Genomic DNA, 16,802 nt, shown 5'->3' on the forward strand with positions numbered 1-16,802 from the left:
CTACACCCGTTCCAGGATCAGGGCGATCCCCTGCCCCACGCCGATGCACATCGACAGGCAGGCATAGCGCCCGCCGGTGGCCTCAAGCTGCCGCATCGCGGTCAGCACGATCCGCGCGCCGGACGCGCCCAGAGGGTGCCCAACCGCAATCGCGCCGCCATTGGGGTTCAGGCGGCTGTCGGCGTGATCGAGGCCCAGATGTTTGCAACAGGCGAGCACCTGCGCGGCGAAGGCCTCGTTAATCTCGATCAGGTCCATGTCAGCCATGGTCAGACCCGCACGCACCAGCGCCTTGGGCACCGCGTAAGCCGGGCCGATCCCCATGATCCGGGGCGGCACGCCAGCGACGGCCCCGGCCACAACCCGCGCGCGCGGCGCGGCGCGGTCGGTATTGGCCCCGATCATCAGCATCGCCGCCCCGTCATTGACGCCCGAGGCATTGGCCGCCGTAGTGACACCGCCCGGAAAGAGGGTCGGCAAAGCGGCCATCTTTTCAGGCTGCACATCTGGGCGGGGATGTTCGTCCTGTGTCACCTCATGGTTCGCACCTTTGCGGCCCGTGATGGTGATCGGCGTGATCTCATCGTCAAAGAAGCCCCGCGCGCGGGCGGTTTCGAACTTGCGCTGCGAGCCATAGGCAAAGGCATCCGCCGCGTCGCGCGTGATGTCATACTCCGCTGCCAGATTGTCCGAGGTCTGCGGCATCGTATACTCACCGAATTGCTCGGCGATGCGATTGTTGGGAAAGCGGGTTCCAATGGTGCTGTCATACATCTCGGGCTGGCGCGCCCATGCGGCGTTCGACTTGGCGACGACAAACGGCGCGCGGGTCATGCTTTCGACCCCGCCCGCGATGTACAAAGGCGCTTCGCCAAGGGTGATCGAGCGGGCGGCGTCCAGAACCGCCGACATGCCGGACCCGCACAGACGGTTCACGGTCATACCTCCGGCCTCAATCGGCAGACCTGCCAGCAATCCTGCAAAACGCGCGATATTCCGGCTGTCCTCGCCGGACTGGCAGACATTGCCCAGAATGACATCCTCGATCCTGGTCAGATCAAGCTCGGACCGCCCGACCAGATCGGCAATGACCTGGGCCGCCAGATCGTCGGGACGTACCGACGCCAAGGCCCCGGCATGACGACCAAAGGGGCTGCGGAGCCCGTCATAGATGTAAGCGTCAAGCATTTTGAGCCTCTTCGTCCAATTGCGCCAGTTCGTCCGCGAAGGTCTCGACCAGCTTGTGTTTCAGGATTTTCCCGGTCGCCGCCTCGGGCAACGTTTCGGCAATCACGATGTGATGGGGAAGCTTGTAGCGCACCAGCCCCCGGCCCAGATGCGCGTTTAGCTCTGCTGCCGTCGCCGGGGCGCGCAGGGTCACAAAGGCCAGCACGTCCTCATTCCCGTCGCGCGCGCGGCCAACCACCGCGGCCTGCGTGACCGAGGGGTGGGCATTCAGCGCGGCCTCAACCTCAGGCGGGTAGACGTTGAAGCCGGAATGGATGATGACCTCTTTGCAGCGACCCACGATATAGATGCGCCCATCCGCTTCGATCTGCGCCAGATCGCCGGTACGCAGGAAGCCATCATCGGTGAACACCTCAGCCGTGGCTGCGGGGTTCCGGTAATAGCCCTTCATGATGTTCCTGCCGCGCGCCAGCAATTCGCCGACACCATCCGCGCCGGGGTTGTCCAGCCGGACCTCGATCCCGGGCAATGCGGGGCCAACGCAGTCGTCCTGCGGCGGGTGTTCGATCTGCGTCGTCGCGATCCCCGGCGCGCCTTCGGTCAGTCCATAGCCGTTGTGAATGGGCAGGCCAAAGATTTGCTCGACCCGGCGCTTCCAGCTTGGATCAAGCGGGGACCCGCCCGATGACATGTAGCGCAGCTTGGTCTCGATCCGGTCGATGCCGTTGTCCTTGCAGTGCTTCAGGATCAGCGCAAACATCTGCGGCACACCGGACAGCATAGTGGCTCCGTTTTGCAGCGCGTCGATCACAAGGGCCGGATCGAACCGGGGTTGAAAGCGCAGGCTGCCCCCGGCCAAAAAGGTTGTCAGGATGATCGAAGAAAACCCGAAGACATGCGTTCCCGGCAAGACCGCCAAGGACTGATCCGCCGCCGTCGCCTGCCGCCGCTGCATCGAGGCATTGGCCGCGCATAGCAGGTTCTCATGCGTCAACATCACGCCCTTTGGCGTTCCGCTGGTGCCCGAGGTGTAGAGGACCGCCGCCACTTGTCCTGCCCCCGCCTCAATCGGCTCGACCTCGGTTTCGTTCAACGTCGAGACCTTCAGCCGCCCGAGCGGAGCCGCACCCAGCCGGTCCGCATGGGCCTGCGCCGCGTCCGAGGCCTCGGTCGTGCAAATGACACAGCGCGCGCCGGAATGGGCGATGATGGTCTCCACCTCCTGCTCGGTTGCCCGCGCGTTGAGGGGGATGATCCATGCATCCAGCAGACTCAGAGCCAGAATAACCACCGCATAAGTCGCGCAGTTTTCGGCCAGCACAACGACCCGATCGCCCGGACGCACACCATGGGACCGGAGCGAAGCCGAGGCCGCGCGCGCCGCTTCCGACAGGTCCCCATAGCTGAGGCGCGCGCCGTCATGGTCGATGACCGCCAGAGCCGAGGCCTGTTTGCCGTCGATCAACTGGTGAATTCGGTGCACCGCCTTCCCCCTTCAGCGCAAATGGCCGGTTCAGCAACCATGCTAAAGGATATCAATATGCGGTCAAGTGTTCCGCATTGCGGAACTTCGCTGCCAGCCGGTTAAGCGGCTGGTCGCCGGGAAATCTGGTTTGTGATCTGCTATGATACGGAACCGATTAACAAAAGGGAGCAGCGCGAGCGACGTGAAGATAGTGACTGGAGGACAAACCGGGGTCGATCTGGCGGCATTGCAATTTGCGCGCCAGAACGGCATTCCATATGGCGGATGGGTGCCCAAGGGCCGAATGAATGAGGCCGGTCGTATCCCCGATCAATTCACTGGTCTGGTTGAAACGCAGTCCGAGGATGTCAGCGAACGCACAAAGCTGAACGTAAAATCCAGCGACGCGCTGCTGGTCTTTTCGGACGGATCTCCCAGCCCTGGCACCCAACTGACGGTGGATTTCGCGAAAGAGACCGGGAAGCCCTGCCTGATCGTCGATGTTCGGGACGGGGTGGAACTCTGCGCCCGCCGGATACGCTCTTGGTTGGGCGCGCATCCCTTGGCGGCGCTGAACATTGCCGGCCCGCGCGAATCTGAGGCCCCGCAGATCGGAGCGCAGGTGACAGATATTCTGCGCCTGTCGCTGGTCCGGTCCGGGGACTAAACCTAAGAGGGCCATCCGTTCCCTACCGAACGCAATTTCGATTGCAGAACGTGAGCGCAGAACCCGCCGCACCCCAATCTAGAAATTATGTTTCGCACGGACCAGCCAAAACGAAACTTCATGACAAGCCCCCCGCGATAGTCTAATTATCTCATTTAAGCCAAGTTTTAAGTCCCGGTGAATTTTGTGGAATACGTGACCTTTACGTTCGAGATGGGTGTGGTTTGCGCACTGCTGGCCTTTACCGTGTTCCTGTTTGTCTCGGAAATCGTCCGAATTGACCTGTCTGCCATTCTGGTTCTGGTGATCATCGGCCTGCTCAGCTATGCGCCCGGGCTTGAGAATCTGGCCGACGTGCCGCATCTGTTTGACGGGTTTGCCTCGAACGCGGTGATCTCGATCATCGCGGTCATGATCGTGGGCGCGGGTTTGGACAAGACCGGCATCATGAACAAAGTGGCGGCGATCATCCTCAAATACGGCGGCTCATCTGAAAGCAGGGTTCTGCCCATCATATCGGGAACTGTGGGCGTGATTTCGTCCTTCATGCAGAATGTCGGAGCCGCTGCCCTGTTCCTGCCGGTCGTCAGCCGGATCTCGTCGCGCTCGGGCATACCGTTGTCGCGGCTGCTGATGCCGATGGGGTTCTGCGCCATTCTGGGCGGGACGATGACGATGGTCGGGTCCTCGCCGCTGATCCTGCTGAATGATCTGATCCAGACGGCCAATGACGGGCTGCCCGACGCCCAGAAGATGGAGCCCTTCGGCCTGTTTGCCGTCACCCCGATTGGCGTTGTCCTAATCCTGTCGGGGATCGCGTATTTCCTGCTGCTGGGCCGCTGGGTTCTGCCCGGGGATTCCGGAGCAGACAATACGGGCACCGGTCAGGGCACGCAGGAATACCTGCAACGGGTCTACGGACTGAACGCGGATGTGTTCGAGGTGGTCGTGCCCGCCGACAGCCCGCTGGTGGGTCAGGTTCTGGCGGACATCAACCACGAAAACCATCTGTATATCATCTCAACCTTCTATCGCGGGAAAACCTCGATGGTGCAGGTCCTGACCGCTGAAATCGCCGCCCCCTGCCGTCTGGCCATCATCGGTCGGCGTTGGGTGGTCGAAGAGTTCGCCAAGAAGTTTGGCCTTACCGTCCTGCCCGATCTGGACATCTTCGTCGAAGAGTTCGCACCTACCAACGCCGGTATAGCCGAGGTCGTCGTCACCCCCGACAGCAAGCTGATCGGGAAATGCCCGCGCGAACTGCTGTTCCGCAAGACATACGGCATGTCGTTGCTGGCCATTCACCGGGGCGAAGAAACGCTCAGCCATGTCGAGACTGACGACCACCATTCGACGCAAATCGGGCTGGAGAAGTTCCATGCGGGCGACATGCTGGTTGCCCATACACGCTGGGACAACCTGATGCGGATCAAGCGCGATCCGGACTTCGTGGTTGTTACGACGGATTTCCCGCAGGACGAGCTACGACCCCAAAAGGTCGGCTGGGCGCTGGCTTTTTTCGCCATCTCGCTGTCGCTGATCCTGTTCACCGATGTCCGTCTGTCCCTGTGCTTGCTGACCGGGGCCGCAGGCATGATGCTGACCCGCGTGCTGAGCGTGGATGAGGCCTATCGCGCCGTGGGGTGGAACACCGTCTTCCTGCTGGCCTGCCTGATCCCTCTGGGGCAAGCGGTTCAGAACACCGGCACGGCGGCATGGATCGCGCAACAGATCATGGTCATTCTCGACGGCTGGCCGACCTGGTCGCTACAGGCCGGGGTCGCCATTCTGGCCACCGCGTTTTCGCTGGTGATGTCGAATGTGGGGGCCACGGTCCTGCTGGTGCCGCTGGCGGTGTCCATCGCGGTCGCTGCCGGGGGCAACCCGGCGGTGTTTGCACTGACGGTCGCGATCTCGACCTCGAACAGTTTCATCATCCCGACCCATCAAGTGAATGCTCTGATCATGGGTCCGGCGGGATACAAGGTTATGGACTTTGTACGCTCGGGCGGGGTGATGACAATTGTGTTCCTGATCGTCTCGCTGCTGACCCTGAACCTGATCTACTAAGGGGCACCAGAGGCCCACCCGTCCAGATGGGGCAACATGCCACTGCCCGGGTGTATTGCAACCTGCAGAAAATTAGTATACCGCCGCATACAATGAGTTTGGCCGGGCCTGCGAACCCCCTTTGCGACCCGGCACTCTCGCCTGATTCAACGCTTACACGTCGGGATAGCCATGAGCCTTTATACAGACTACTTAACCGAGATCGAAACCCGCAAGGAACAGGGGCTGAACCCCAAGCCCATCGAAGACGGCGCGTTGGTGCAAGAGATCATCGCGCAGATCAAGGACACCGGGAACGCGCACCGGGCGGACTCGCTGAACCACTTCATCTACAACACCCTGCCCGGCACAACCAGCGCCGCAGGTGAAAAGGCGCAGTTCCTGAAAGAGATCGCCCTGGGCACCGCCGAAGTTGCCGAGATCACGCCCGCTTTTGCGTTCGAGCTGCTGTCGCATATGAAAGGCGGCCCCTCAGTCGAGGTTCTGCTGGATATCGCCTTGGGCGACGATCTGGCCATCGCCGAACAGGCCGCCGAGGTTCTGAAAACGCAAGTGTTCCTGTATGACGCCGACACGGACCGGCTCAAGGCGGCCTATGCTGCCGGGAACCCGGTGGCGAAGGACGTTCTGGAAAGCTATTCCAAGGCCGAGTTCTTCACCAAGCTTCCAGACGTGGACGAAGAGATCAAGGTTGTGACCTATGTCGCGGCCGAAGGCGACATCTCGACCGATCTGCTGTCGCCGGGCGGTCAAGCGCATTCGCGGTCCGACCGGGAGTTGCACGGCAAGTGCTTTATTTCCGAGAAGGCGCAACAGGAAATCGAGGCGCTGAAACTGCAGCACCCGGACAAGCGCGTGATGCTGATCGCCGAAAAGGGCACGATGGGTGTTGGCTCATCCCGGATGTCGGGCGTGAACAACGTGGCGCTCTGGACCGGCAAACAGGCCAGCCCCTACGTGCCCTTCGTCAACATCGCGCCGATTGTGGCGGGCACCAACGGGATCTCTCCGATCTTCCAGACCACCGTGGGCGTCACCGGTGGCATCGGCATCGACCTGAAGAACTGGGTCAAAAAGGTGGATTCCGAGGGCAACCCGATCCTGAACAATGACGACAATCCCGTCCTTGAACAGAAATACTCGGTCGAGACCGGGACCATTCTGACCATCAACACCAAGGACAAGACCCTGTGCAATGAAGCCGGTGACGAAGAGCTTGTGGATGTCTCCTCGGCCTTCACGCCGCAGCAGGTCGAATTCATCAAGGCCGGCGGGTCCTACGCGATTGTCTTTGGCAAGAAGTTGCAGACATTTGCGGCCGAGACGCTGGGCGTGGAACTGAAATCGGCCTTTGCCCCGGCCCGAGAGGTTTCGCACCCGGATCAGGGCCTGACGGCGGTTGAGAAAATCTTCAACAAAAACGCCGTGGGCGTCACCGAAGGCGCGATTCTGCACGCGGGTTCCGATGTGCGGGTCAAGGTCAACATCGTGGGCTCGCAGGACACGACCGGCCTGATGACGTCGCAGGAACTGGAAGCGATGGCGGCCACGGTTATCTCCCCGACCGTTGATGGCGCGTATCAGTCGGGCTGTCACACAGCCTCGGTCTGGGACGCGAAGGCGCAGGCGAACATCCCGAAACTCATGAGTTTCATGCACAAGTTCGGCCTGATCACGGCGCGCGACCCCAAGGGTGTTTACCATTCGATGACGGATGTGATCCACAAGGTGCTGAATGACATCACGGTGGATGACTGGGCGGTCATCATCGGCGGCGACTCGCATACGCGGATGTCGAAAGGTGTGGCCTTTGGCGCGGACTCGGGCACCGTGGCGCTTGCGCTGGCAACCGGTGAGGCAACGATGCCGATCCCGGAATCGGTGAAAGTGACCTTCAAGGGCGCGATGGCCGATCACATGGATTTCCGTGATGTGGTCCACGCGACGCAGGCGCAGATGCTGAAGCAGTTCGGCGAAAACGTCTTTCAGGGCCGCGTGATCGAGGTGCATATCGGCACCCTGCTGGCCGATCAGGCGTTCACCTTCACCGACTGGACCGCCGAGATGAAGGCGAAGGCGTCGATCTGTATCTCGGAAGATGAGACGCTGATTGAATCGCTGGAAATCGCCAAAAGCCGCATTCAGATCATGATCGACAAGGGCATGGAGAATGACGGTCAGACTCTGCAAGGCCTGATCGACATTGCGGATCGGCGGATTGCCGAGATCAAGTCCGGAGAGAAGCCTGCTTTGGCCCCCAACGGCAACGCCAAGTATTTTGCCGAGGTCGTCGTCGATCTGGACGAGATCAACGAGCCGATGATCGCGGACCCGGATGTGAACAACGCCGATATCTCCAAGCGCTACACCCATGATACGATCCGGCCGATTTCCTACTACGCGGCTGAGAAGAAAGTTGATCTGGGTTTCGTCGGGTCCTGTATGGTTCACAAGGGCGATGTGAAGATTGTCGCCCAGATGCTGAAGAATCTGGAAAAAGCCAATGGCAGTGTCGAGTTCAATGCCCCGCTGGTCGTGGCCGCGCCCACATACAACATCATCGATGAACTGAAGGCCGAGGGCGACTGGGAAGTTCTGCAGAAATACTCGGGCTTCGAGTTCGATGATTTCATGCCGAAAACAAAGGCCCGGACCGAGTACGAGAACATCCTGTATCTGGAACGCCCCGGCTGTAACCTTTGCATGGGCAACCAGGAAAAGGCGGCCAAGGGCGACACCGTTCTGGCCACGTCGACACGTCTGTTCAAAGGGCGGGTGGTCGAGGATTCGTCCGAGAAGAAAGGCGAGTCTCTGCTGGCCTCGACGCCGGTTGTGGTGCTCTCGGCCATTCTGGGCAGAACACCGACGGTCGAGGAATATAAGACCGCCGTGGAAGGTATCGACCTGACCAAGTTCGCCCCGCCGCTGCAGAAACCGGCGGGCACGCAGTCGGCCCATTTCTAAGGGCTTAACCTGAAAGAAACGCCCCGGCAGTTGAGGTCATGCTCAGCGCCGGGGCTTTTTGTTCTAAACTTCCAGACCTTCGGTCGACAGATCGTCAAGCTTGGGCATCAGCCGCAGCAATTCGCGCGCATAGTCCGTCTGCGGGTTGGCAAACAGCGCGTCGGTTTCCTGTATCTCGACCATCTGCCCGGCCTTCATCACCGCCACCCGGTCGCACATCTGTCGGACCACCGGCAGGTCGTGGCTGATGAACAGCATGGTCAGGCCCAGATGTTCCTGCAGGTCCTTCAGGATGTTCAGAATCTGCGCCTGAATCGAGACATCCAGCGCGCTGGTCGGCTCGTCACAGATCAGGAACCTGGGCTGCGTGGCCAGCGCCCGCGCGATGGAAATCCGTTGCCGCTGACCGCCCGAAAACTCATGCGGGTATTTCTGGCCAGCCTCGTGGCCCAACCCGACCTGATCCAGCAACTCATCCACCCGGCGCTTGATGTCGGCGCCCTGCATCAGGCGGTGATGGCGGATCGGTTCCGCCACAATCTCATCCACACGCATGCGGGGGTTGAGCGAGGAATAGGGGTCCTGAAAGATCATCTGGATGTTCTTCCGGTATTCCTCTTGCACCGCTTTGTTGCTCAGATCGCTGACCAACTGTCCGCCGAAGGTGATGGTGCCGCCATCCACCGGGTAAAGCCCCGCAATCATCCGCGCGACGGTGGATTTGCCCGAGCCGGATTCGCCCACGACGCCGAACACCTCACCCGCCTGCACGTCGAAACTCACGTTATCGACGGCGGTGAAATAGGTGCGGTCCCATGGCAGCAGGCCGCGTTTTTGCAGAAACTTCTTGGTCAGGTTGCGAATCTCGAACACCGGTTTGGACGTGTCATTGTCCACCTTGGGCCAGTGACGCGCCATATCCTCGATTGCAAAGCGTGTTTCGCGCCCGCCATAGCTGATCTGCGGAAAACGATGCAGTTTCAGCGTCGGGCGTGGAACGGCGGCGATCAGCGACTTGGTGTATTCGTGGCTGGGCTGGCCCATGACCTGCGCGGTCGGGCCGGATTCGACCACCTTGCCCGCATACATCACCGTGACCTTGTCGGTTGTATCGGCGATCACGCCCATGTCGTGCGTGATCAGGATGACGCCGACCTGACGTTCGCGGGCCAGTTCCTTGATCAGGTCCAGAATCTGCGCCTGAACCGACACGTCCAGCGCCGTGGTCGGTTCGTCCGCAATGATCACATCCGGCTCGGTACACAGGGCCAGCGCGATCACCACGCGCTGCCGCATCCCGCCCGAGAACTGGTGTGGATACTGATCCAGCCGCGTGTCCGGGTCCGGGATGCCGACCCGATCGATCAGGTCGCGCGCGCGGGTATTGGCCTCGGCCTCGGACCCGCCCAGATGGGTCAGAATCGTTTCGGTCAGTTGCTCGCGCACCGTGAACAGCGGGTTCAATGAGGTCAGCGGGTCCTGAAAGATCATCGAGATCTTCTTGCCGCGCAGCCCGCGCATCGCATCCGCATCCAGCCCGCTGATCTGATCGCCGCCCAGCATGATCTGACCAGCGGCGATCTGCCCGGGGCGTTCAAGCAGCCCCATGACAGCCGCGCCGATGGTGGATTTCCCGGCCCCAGATTCGCCGACCAGGCCATGTATCTCGCCCGGCTCGACCGAGAGGCTGGCATGGTCCACGGCAGTAAACAGTTTCCGGCGGGTGGGGAACTCGACGGTGAGGTCCTGAATCGTAAGAAGGCTCATGAAATCACCGCAGCTTGGGGTTCAATGCATCGCGCAGCCAGTCGCCCAGAAGGTTGACCGACAGGGCCAGCGCCAGAAGGGTGCAGGCCGGGAAGAACAGAATCCACCACTCACCCGAGAACAGGAAGCCCTGCCCGATGCGGATCAGCGTGCCCAGCGAGGGTTGCGTCGGCGGTGCGCCGACCCCCAGAAAGCTCAGCGTCGCCTCGGCAATGATGGCCAGCGCCAGCGAGATCGTTGCGATCACCAGAACCGGGCTGAGGACATTGGGCAGGATGTGCCGGAACATGATCGGGATCGACCCGCGCCCGATCAGGCGCGCGGCCTGCACATATTCCTTGTTCTTTTCCACCAGCGCAGCGCCGCGCACCACGCGGGCGAACTGCACCCAATCGGACAGGGCAATCGCGACGATCAGCACATAGATCGCCATCTCGTTGCGGTATTCCGGCGGGGTGACGCCCTTGGCGATGCCAAAGATCAGCATGGCGACCAGAATGGCCGGGAAGGTCAGCTGCACATCGGCAATGCGCATGATCAGCGTTTCGACCCAGCCGCCGAAATAGGCCGCGACCAGCCCCAGGATCACCCCGATGATCATCGCCAGCAGAACCGCAGCCGAGCCCACGAACAGCGAAATGCGCAAACCATAGAGGATGGTTGAAAACACATCGCGGCCTTGATCGTCGGTGCCCAGCAGGAACGTCTCTTGCGTGAATGCATTGGGCGTGCCGGGCGGCGTGAAGCCGTTCATCAGGTTCAGCGTGGCCGGATCGAACGGATTATAAGGCGCGATTAGCGGCGCAAAAATGGCCGCCAGCACAAGGATCACAACCACCAGCGTGGCGATCACCGCCACCGGAGAGTGGCGGAAGGACCAGGCAAAATCGCTGTCCCAGAACTTTGCAAAACGCGATTGCGCCGGGGCTTTGGGGGGTAAAGGCGTATCGGTCATGTGGCCCTCGCGTCGACGCGCAGGCGCGGGTCGATTGCATAATAAAGCAGATCCACGATCAGGTTGATCGCCACGAACATGACCGAAATCAGCATCAGATAGGCGGCCATGACGGGGATATCGACGAACTGAATCGCGTTGATGAACAGCAGGCCCACGCCGGGCCACTGAAACACCGTCTCGGTGATGATGGCAAAGGCGATGATCGAGCCCAGTTGCAAGCCAGTGATGGTGATCACCGGGACCAGAGTGTTCTTCAGCGCATGACGGAAGTTGATCACCCGGTCCGACAGCCCGCGCGCGCGCGCGAAGCGGACGTAATCGGCGCGCAGGACTTCCAGCATCTCGGACCGGACCAGCCGCATGATCAGGGTCATCTGGTACAGGCCCAGCGTAATCGCCGGCAATATCAATGCTTTAAGACCTGATGTCGTCAGGAATCCGGTGGACCAGCCCCCTATCATCACGGTTTCCCCCCTGCCGAAACTGGGCAGCAGGTCCAGTTCGACCGAGAAGATGTAGATCAGCAATATCCCGATCAGGAAGGTTGGAAGCGATACGCCAATAAGGCTGACGGTCATGATCACATTTGCCGCAATCCCTTGTCGTCGGATCGCGGTGAACACGCCCAGCGCGATGCCCATGGTGATGGCAAGAAAGCCCGATACAAAGGCCAGCTCCAGCGTCGCGGGTGCGCGTTCGGCTATGATGGTCGAAACCGGACGACCCTGACGGTATGAGACGCCGAAATTGCCCTGAACGGCCCCTTGCAGGAACTTGAAATATTGAACCGGAAAGGGCTGATCCAGGCCAAGTTCGGTCCTGAGCCGATCGATATCGGCCTGCGTGCGCTCCTGACCCAGCATGTTGTCGATCGGATCGCCGACAAACCGGAACATCGAAAAGGCAACCAGACCCACGACCAGCAAAACGATCACGGACTGGAACATCCTTCGGACGATAAATGCGAACATGTGTTCTCCCCATTGATCGGTCCGTCTAAGCCCTACCCGATCAGATGGTCAAGGTGCGGCTGGAGAAAAGAAACCGGAATCGGGGCCCAAAGCGGGTGGCGTCAGTTGACGGTCACCCAGCGCAGGATGAAAAAGTCATCCGGGCGTTGCGTCAGGTCAATGTTGTTGCGCGTCCCCCAGACCAGAGGCTGGACGTAAAGCGGCACATAGACCTGATCATCCTGATAGATTTGCGTCACCTCATCCAGCATGGCCTGACGTTTGGTTTGATCCAGTTCGGATTGGATCTTTGGCAACAATTCGTCGACCCGCGGGTTCGAGTAGCCGCCGAAATTCCAGCTTCCCAGCTTTTTCTCTTCGTTCGGGGTGGCCACAAGGAACCGCACCGGGTGTTCCGCGTCAAAAGTGCCGGGGCTCCAGCCCAGCATGTACATGTCGTACTTGTCCTCACGCAGTTCCGGCCAGTAGTTGCGCACCGGCATCGCGTCGAGTTCTGCCGTGACCCCGATCTGGGCCAACATGCTGACAACGGCCTGACAGACGGCCTCATCATTAAGGTAGCGGTCATTGGGGCATTTCAGACCGAACGAGAACCCATCCGCGTACCCGGCCTCGGCCAGCAGCGCCTTGGCGCCGTCGATATCGAAAGCAGGCCGTTCCGAATTGGCCCGCGAATACCCGCTCATCGCGGGGCTGACCAGTTGCGAGGCAGCCTCGGCATTGCCGCGCATGATTGTGGCAAGGATCGCGTCGACATTCACGGCCTTGGCGACGGCCTGACGCACGCGCGCATCCCGGAACGGGTTCGGCTTGCCCGCATCGTCGGTGTATTTCAGCGCTTCGGCCTGATGGTCGAAGCCCAGCATGATCACGCGGGCCTCGATACCCTGAATGACGTCCACGTCGCCACTGCCCTGCAACCGCGCCACGTCCTGAATTGGCACCGGGTTGATCATGTCCACATCGCCGGACAGCAAGGCCGCAACGGCGGTGGCGGGATTTTGGATCGGGGTGAACTCGGCCCGGGTGATGTTGTGCCCGGACTCATCCCACCAGCCGTCAAATGGCTCAAGCACCGTGCGCAAACCCGGCTCGCGCGCGGTGACCCGGAAAGCCCCCGTGCCGTTGGCGTTGAGGGTGGCGTAGTTGCCGATTTCCTTGTCTGGCAGGGTGGCTTCATTGGCCTCGGCCCAGCCCTGATCCATGATCATCCAGTTGGCAATCGAGGACGGGAACAGCGGGTTCGGGGCCGAGGTCATGAAATCGACCGTATAGTCATCGACCACCTTCACTTCGCTGATCGGCGCGAACCAGCTACGCGTATCCGCCACCTCGTCCGAGGCGCGTTGATAGCTGAACAGAACGTCCTGCGCATCAAAGGTGCTGCCATCGTGAAAGGTGACACCTTCGCGCAGATGGAACCGCCAGCCTTCACCATCGCCAATCGGCTCCCAACTGACCGCAAGCGCGGGCTCGACGCGCATGTCCTTGCCCCGGCGCACAAGCCCTTCGTAGACGTTGTTGAGTAAGCCCAGCACAGCGGCCGAGTTCACCGCGTGCGGGTCCATCGTCTGCGGGTCGGTTGTCGAGGCCCATTTGAACTCGGCAGCCTGCGCCGCGCTTGCGGCCAGCATGGCCAGGCCAATGGCACTGTTTCTGAGGATCATGGCGACGACTCCCTGATTAGCCCGCAGGCGGTTTTCGAATATCCTAAAGCAAAACAGGGCGCGAAGCCGCGCCCTGTTTCCAGTTGCTCACCTTAGTTCATGGTGAAGTATTTGATTTTCGGCGAATCTTCGGGCTCGACAATGGTGCCGACATCCGACTTCATCCCCCAGTTCAGCACCTGATGGTGGATCGGGATATAAAGCTGTTCGTCCTGAACAACCTGCCAGATTTCCGCGATCTGCTGATCTCGCGCAGGCAGATCGGTTTCCGACGCCAGCGCCTGAATCTTGGCGTCCAGATCGGGGTTGCTGTAACGCGTCCCGTTCCACGAGCCGTATTTCTCACCCTTGGTATGCGCCAGGAAGTTGAAGATGTATTCCGAATCGTAGGTCGGAACACCCCAGCCCAGCATGTAGAAATCGGTCTCAAGGTTGTTGATCAGCGGGAAGTGCTGCGCCTTTGGCTTGGCATCCAGATTCACGGTGACCCCGATCTGCGCCAGCATGCCGACAGCGGCCTGACAGATCGCTTCATCGTTGATGTAGCGGTCATTCGGGCAGTCAAGCTGGATGGTGAAGCCATCGGGATAGCCCGCCTCGGCCATCAGCGCCTTGGCGCCTTCGATATCGGTGGTCGAGGAGCTGTCCATCCCCTCATCCCAGCCATTGACGAAGGGCGGGGCAATCATGCCTGCGGGGGCCGACTGGCCGCGCATCACGACCTGCTTGATCGCATCACGGTTAATAGCCTTGGACATGGCCTGACGCACGCGGACATCCGACAAGGGGTTCTTGCCGTCCACGTTGTCATTGGCCAGATCGGCGTCGCCCATATTCATGCCAAAGAAGATCACGCGGTTCTGCGGCGCAGTGCGCACGTCTAGCCCATCGGCGCTGGCAACGCGCTGAAGGTCCTGCACGGGCACGTCCTGGATAAAGTCCACCTCACCCGACAGCAGGGCCGCTACACGGGTCGCGGCGTTCTGGATCGGGGTGTAGATGATCTCGGTCACTTGCAGCGGGAACTCATCCTTGCCCCAGTAGTTCTCATGCGCCGTCAACACGGTTTTGACGTCCGGCTCGCGGCTGACCACCTTGTAGGGCCCGGTGCCGTTGGCGTTCTTGGCCGCAAAGGTATCCTCGCCGCCCTCATAGTCCTGAACCTTGACCGCGTTGTTCGCCTCGGCCCAGCCTTTGTCCATCATGAACATGTTGGTCAGGTTGTTCGGCATGATCGGGTTCGGACCGTCAGTTTCGATCTCGACCGTGTATTTGTCCGGCGCGCGCACTTCTTTGACCGAGGCCAGAAGTTCCTTGTAGTCCGAATCCGGCGTCATCGCCCGGTTCAGAGAAAAGACGACATCCTCGCTGTCGAACTCGGCCCCGTCATGGAACGTCACGCCCTCGCGCAGTTTGAACACCCAGACATTCGGGTTGTCTTCCGAAGGGGCCCATTCCGTGGCCAACGATGGAACCAGCGCGCCGGAATGGTCGCGCATGACCAGCGTTTCCATGATCTGATGCGCCAGTGCCGAGGTCGGACCTTCGTTCTGCGCATGCGGGTCCAGAGTCAGCGAGTCTCCCGCGCGCGCCCAGCGCAGCGTCTCGGCCGAGGCGCTACCGGCAAGCAGCGCCGTTGCGCTGGCTGCGATCAGCAAGTGTTTCAGTTTCATATTGGATCTCTCCCCTATTGGTTTTTGCCCGCGCAGTTGGCGGGAGACCGGGTTGTTCGGTCTTCATGCCCCTGATCATCCAAATCAGGCTGGAACTTTCAACCGCATAATTGCCGTTAAACCGGATTGCTGCAGGGTCAGGTCCGGCGGGTAACCGGTGGCAACGCACCCCCATAAAGCGAAGCGTATCTTGTCGAAAATTGGTCGACCTGCACCTTTTTTGAACTTTTTGGTTGCCGAAACCGGTTTCGGAACTCCTAATTGACCCTATGGCAGCGAATCTGGATACCCTTCATGTTGGCTCGGCAGCCCCTCGCACAGCGATTGCAGGCCGCGTAAAGCTGAATGAACTGGCCGAGCATCTGGGGCTGTCCAAAAGCACCGTGTCGCGCGCGCTGAACGGGTATCCGGACATCTCCGAGGTCACCCGCAGGCGGGTTGAAACCGCTGCGCGCAAGCTGGGCTATCGCCCGCTCAGCCATGCGCAGGCAATCCGCACCGGGCGGGTGCGCGCCATCGCGATGGTCCTCAACAGTGATGAGCCGGACGGGCACAACCCGTTCCTGCAGGAATTTCTGGCCGGAGCCTGCGAGGCCGCCAGCGGGTTCGACTGGACCCTGACAATTTCGACCGCGAAATCCGAGGCCGACACCCTGACCGTGCTGCGGCGTCTGGTCGAGGAACACAAGGCCGACGGGTTCATACTGCCCCGCACCGCAGTCGAAGATGCACGGGCCAATCTGCTACGGAATCTGAACGTGCCGTCCATCCTGTTCGGTCGAACCGGGTACGGGCGCGACGAGCCGCAGGATGACATCTCATGGTTCGACATTTCGGGCGAAACCGCGATGCACAAGGCCGTGCAGCGGCTGGCCGATCATGGGCACAGCCGTATCGCCTATGTGGGCAGTGACCCCAAGTTCAACTACAGCCACCTTCGGCAGGACGGGTTTGTCGAAGGTCTGGCCGCCGCCGGTCTGCCGCATGATCCCGATCTTATTCGAAACGGCGCCCGGACCCGCGAGGAAGGGGCCGCCGAGGGTCGCGCCCTGCTGCAGCTTGACCGCCCGCCGACCGCCATTGTCTTTGCAACGGACCTTGCGGCGCTTGGGTTCTGCTCGGTCGCTGTAGAACGGGGGCTGGAGATCGGGCGGGACATCTCGGTCATCGGCTATGACGGCATTCCCGAATGTGCCTATGCCAACCCGCCGCTGACCACCTTCAGCGTCGACTCGCGCAAGGCCGGGCACCGGCTGGCGACCTTGCTGATCCGACAGATCCGGGGCGAGGCCGCTGGCACGCTGCGGGAACTGGCCGACGCCACGTTGATCGAACGGCTCAGCGACGGCCCTCCGGCGCTGACGAGCGAAGGCTTGGCCTGGAAATTACAAAATACCCACTGAACACAAACG

The 16,802-nt window shown here is 60.9% G+C and carries 11 protein-coding genes; 4 read left to right on the top strand and 7 right to left on the bottom strand.

Annotation, left to right across the window (positions count from 1 at the left end; all coding sequences use genetic code 11):
* Both ACR0NJ_RS16970 and ACR0NJ_RS16975 read right to left on the bottom strand, forming a co-directional pair.
* The gene (locus ACR0NJ_RS16970) at positions 1 to 1,188 is read right to left on the bottom strand and encodes an acetyl-CoA C-acyltransferase (protein WP_480818307.1); all 1,188 of its coding nucleotides are present in this window, start codon (positions 1,186 to 1,188) and stop codon (positions 1 to 3) included.
* On the bottom strand, positions 1,181 to 2,671 hold the full coding sequence (locus tag ACR0NJ_RS16975) for a class I adenylate-forming enzyme family protein (protein ID WP_480818308.1): 1,491 nt from the start codon (positions 2,669 to 2,671) through the stop codon (positions 1,181 to 1,183). Before ACR0NJ_RS16975 ends, ACR0NJ_RS16970 begins: the two co-directional genes overlap by 8 nt.
* Before the next feature lie 193 nt (positions 2,672 to 2,864).
* Between ACR0NJ_RS16975 and ACR0NJ_RS16980 the strand changes: the two genes are divergently transcribed.
* The 3 genes from ACR0NJ_RS16980 (at position 2,865) to ACR0NJ_RS16990 (ending at position 8,354) form a co-directional block, all read left to right on the top strand.
* Positions 2,865 to 3,320 (top strand): putative molybdenum carrier protein, encoded by a 456-nt coding sequence (locus ACR0NJ_RS16980; RefSeq protein WP_480818309.1) that lies wholly within the window; start codon positions 2,865 to 2,867, stop codon positions 3,318 to 3,320.
* 213 nt (positions 3,321 to 3,533) lie between these two features.
* Positions 3,534 to 5,390 carry an SLC13 family permease gene (locus tag ACR0NJ_RS16985; RefSeq protein WP_480818381.1) on the top strand — a complete coding sequence of 619 codons (1,857 nt, stop codon included), beginning with the start codon at positions 3,534 to 3,536 and terminating at the stop codon, positions 5,388 to 5,390.
* 171 nt (positions 5,391 to 5,561) lie between these two features.
* Positions 5,562 to 8,354, top strand: coding sequence for a bifunctional aconitate hydratase 2/2-methylisocitrate dehydratase (locus ACR0NJ_RS16990; protein ID WP_480818310.1), 2,793 nt, complete (start codon positions 5,562 to 5,564; stop codon positions 8,352 to 8,354).
* A 63-nt stretch (positions 8,355 to 8,417) separates the two neighbouring features.
* On the opposite strand, the gene ACR0NJ_RS16995 is transcribed toward ACR0NJ_RS16990, so the two are convergent.
* The 5 genes from ACR0NJ_RS16995 to ACR0NJ_RS17015 all read right to left on the bottom strand — a co-directional run bounded on the left by ACR0NJ_RS16995 (position 8,418) and on the right by ACR0NJ_RS17015 (position 15,390).
* Complete coding sequence (locus ACR0NJ_RS16995; RefSeq protein ID WP_480818311.1) at positions 8,418 to 10,121, bottom strand: ABC transporter ATP-binding protein; 1,704 nt, start codon at positions 10,119 to 10,121, stop codon at positions 8,418 to 8,420.
* Between the two features lie 4 nt (positions 10,122 to 10,125).
* Complete coding sequence (locus tag ACR0NJ_RS17000) at positions 10,126 to 11,076, bottom strand: ABC transporter permease (RefSeq protein ID WP_480818312.1); 951 nt, start codon at positions 11,074 to 11,076, stop codon at positions 10,126 to 10,128.
* Positions 11,073 to 12,050 (bottom strand): ABC transporter permease, encoded by a 978-nt coding sequence (locus ACR0NJ_RS17005; RefSeq protein WP_480818313.1) that lies wholly within the window; start codon positions 12,048 to 12,050, stop codon positions 11,073 to 11,075. Before ACR0NJ_RS17005 ends, ACR0NJ_RS17000 begins: the two co-directional genes overlap by 4 nt.
* Before the next feature lie 101 nt (positions 12,051 to 12,151).
* Positions 12,152 to 13,717 carry an ABC transporter substrate-binding protein gene (locus tag ACR0NJ_RS17010; protein ID WP_480818314.1) on the bottom strand — a complete coding sequence of 522 codons (1,566 nt, stop codon included), beginning with the start codon at positions 13,715 to 13,717 and terminating at the stop codon, positions 12,152 to 12,154.
* Positions 13,718 to 13,809: 92 nt separating this feature from the next.
* A complete protein-coding gene (locus ACR0NJ_RS17015; protein WP_480818315.1) occupies positions 13,810 to 15,390 on the bottom strand; it encodes an ABC transporter substrate-binding protein in 1,581 nt (526 codons plus the stop codon).
* A 269-nt stretch (positions 15,391 to 15,659) separates the two neighbouring features.
* Here ACR0NJ_RS17015 and ACR0NJ_RS17020 point away from each other — a divergent pair, with 269 nt between their 5' ends.
* On the top strand, positions 15,660 to 16,793 hold the full coding sequence (locus ACR0NJ_RS17020) for a LacI family DNA-binding transcriptional regulator (protein ID WP_480818316.1): 1,134 nt from the start codon (positions 15,660 to 15,662) through the stop codon (positions 16,791 to 16,793).
* The last annotated feature ends 9 nt before the right edge of the window (positions 16,794 to 16,802 follow it).

It is taken from the genome of Ruegeria sp. F11, assembly GCF_056533855.1.

What these genes read in the sequence shown, in the direction of transcription:
- ACR0NJ_RS16970 (WP_480818307.1), bottom strand. Translation starts at nt 1,188, where the DNA reads ATGCTTGACGCTTACATCTATGACGGGCTCCGCAGCCCCTTTGGTCGT.
- ACR0NJ_RS16985 (WP_480818381.1), top strand. Translation starts at nt 3,534, where the DNA reads ATGGGTGTGGTTTGCGCACTGCTGGCCTTTACCGTGTTCCTGTTTGTC.
- ACR0NJ_RS16990 (WP_480818310.1), top strand. Translation starts at nt 5,562, where the DNA reads ATGAGCCTTTATACAGACTACTTAACCGAGATCGAAACCCGCAAGGAA.
- ACR0NJ_RS16995 (WP_480818311.1), bottom strand. Translation starts at nt 10,121, where the DNA reads ATGAGCCTTCTTACGATTCAGGACCTCACCGTCGAGTTCCCCACCCGC.
- ACR0NJ_RS17000 (WP_480818312.1), bottom strand. Translation starts at nt 11,076, where the DNA reads ATGACCGATACGCCTTTACCCCCCAAAGCCCCGGCGCAATCGCGTTTT.
- ACR0NJ_RS17005 (WP_480818313.1), bottom strand. Translation starts at nt 12,050, where the DNA reads ATGTTCGCATTTATCGTCCGAAGGATGTTCCAGTCCGTGATCGTTTTG.
- ACR0NJ_RS17010 (WP_480818314.1), bottom strand. Translation starts at nt 13,717, where the DNA reads ATGATCCTCAGAAACAGTGCCATTGGCCTGGCCATGCTGGCCGCAAGC.
- ACR0NJ_RS17015 (WP_480818315.1), bottom strand. Translation starts at nt 15,390, where the DNA reads ATGAAACTGAAACACTTGCTGATCGCAGCCAGCGCAACGGCGCTGCTT.
- ACR0NJ_RS17020 (WP_480818316.1), top strand. Translation starts at nt 15,660, where the DNA reads ATGGCAGCGAATCTGGATACCCTTCATGTTGGCTCGGCAGCCCCTCGC.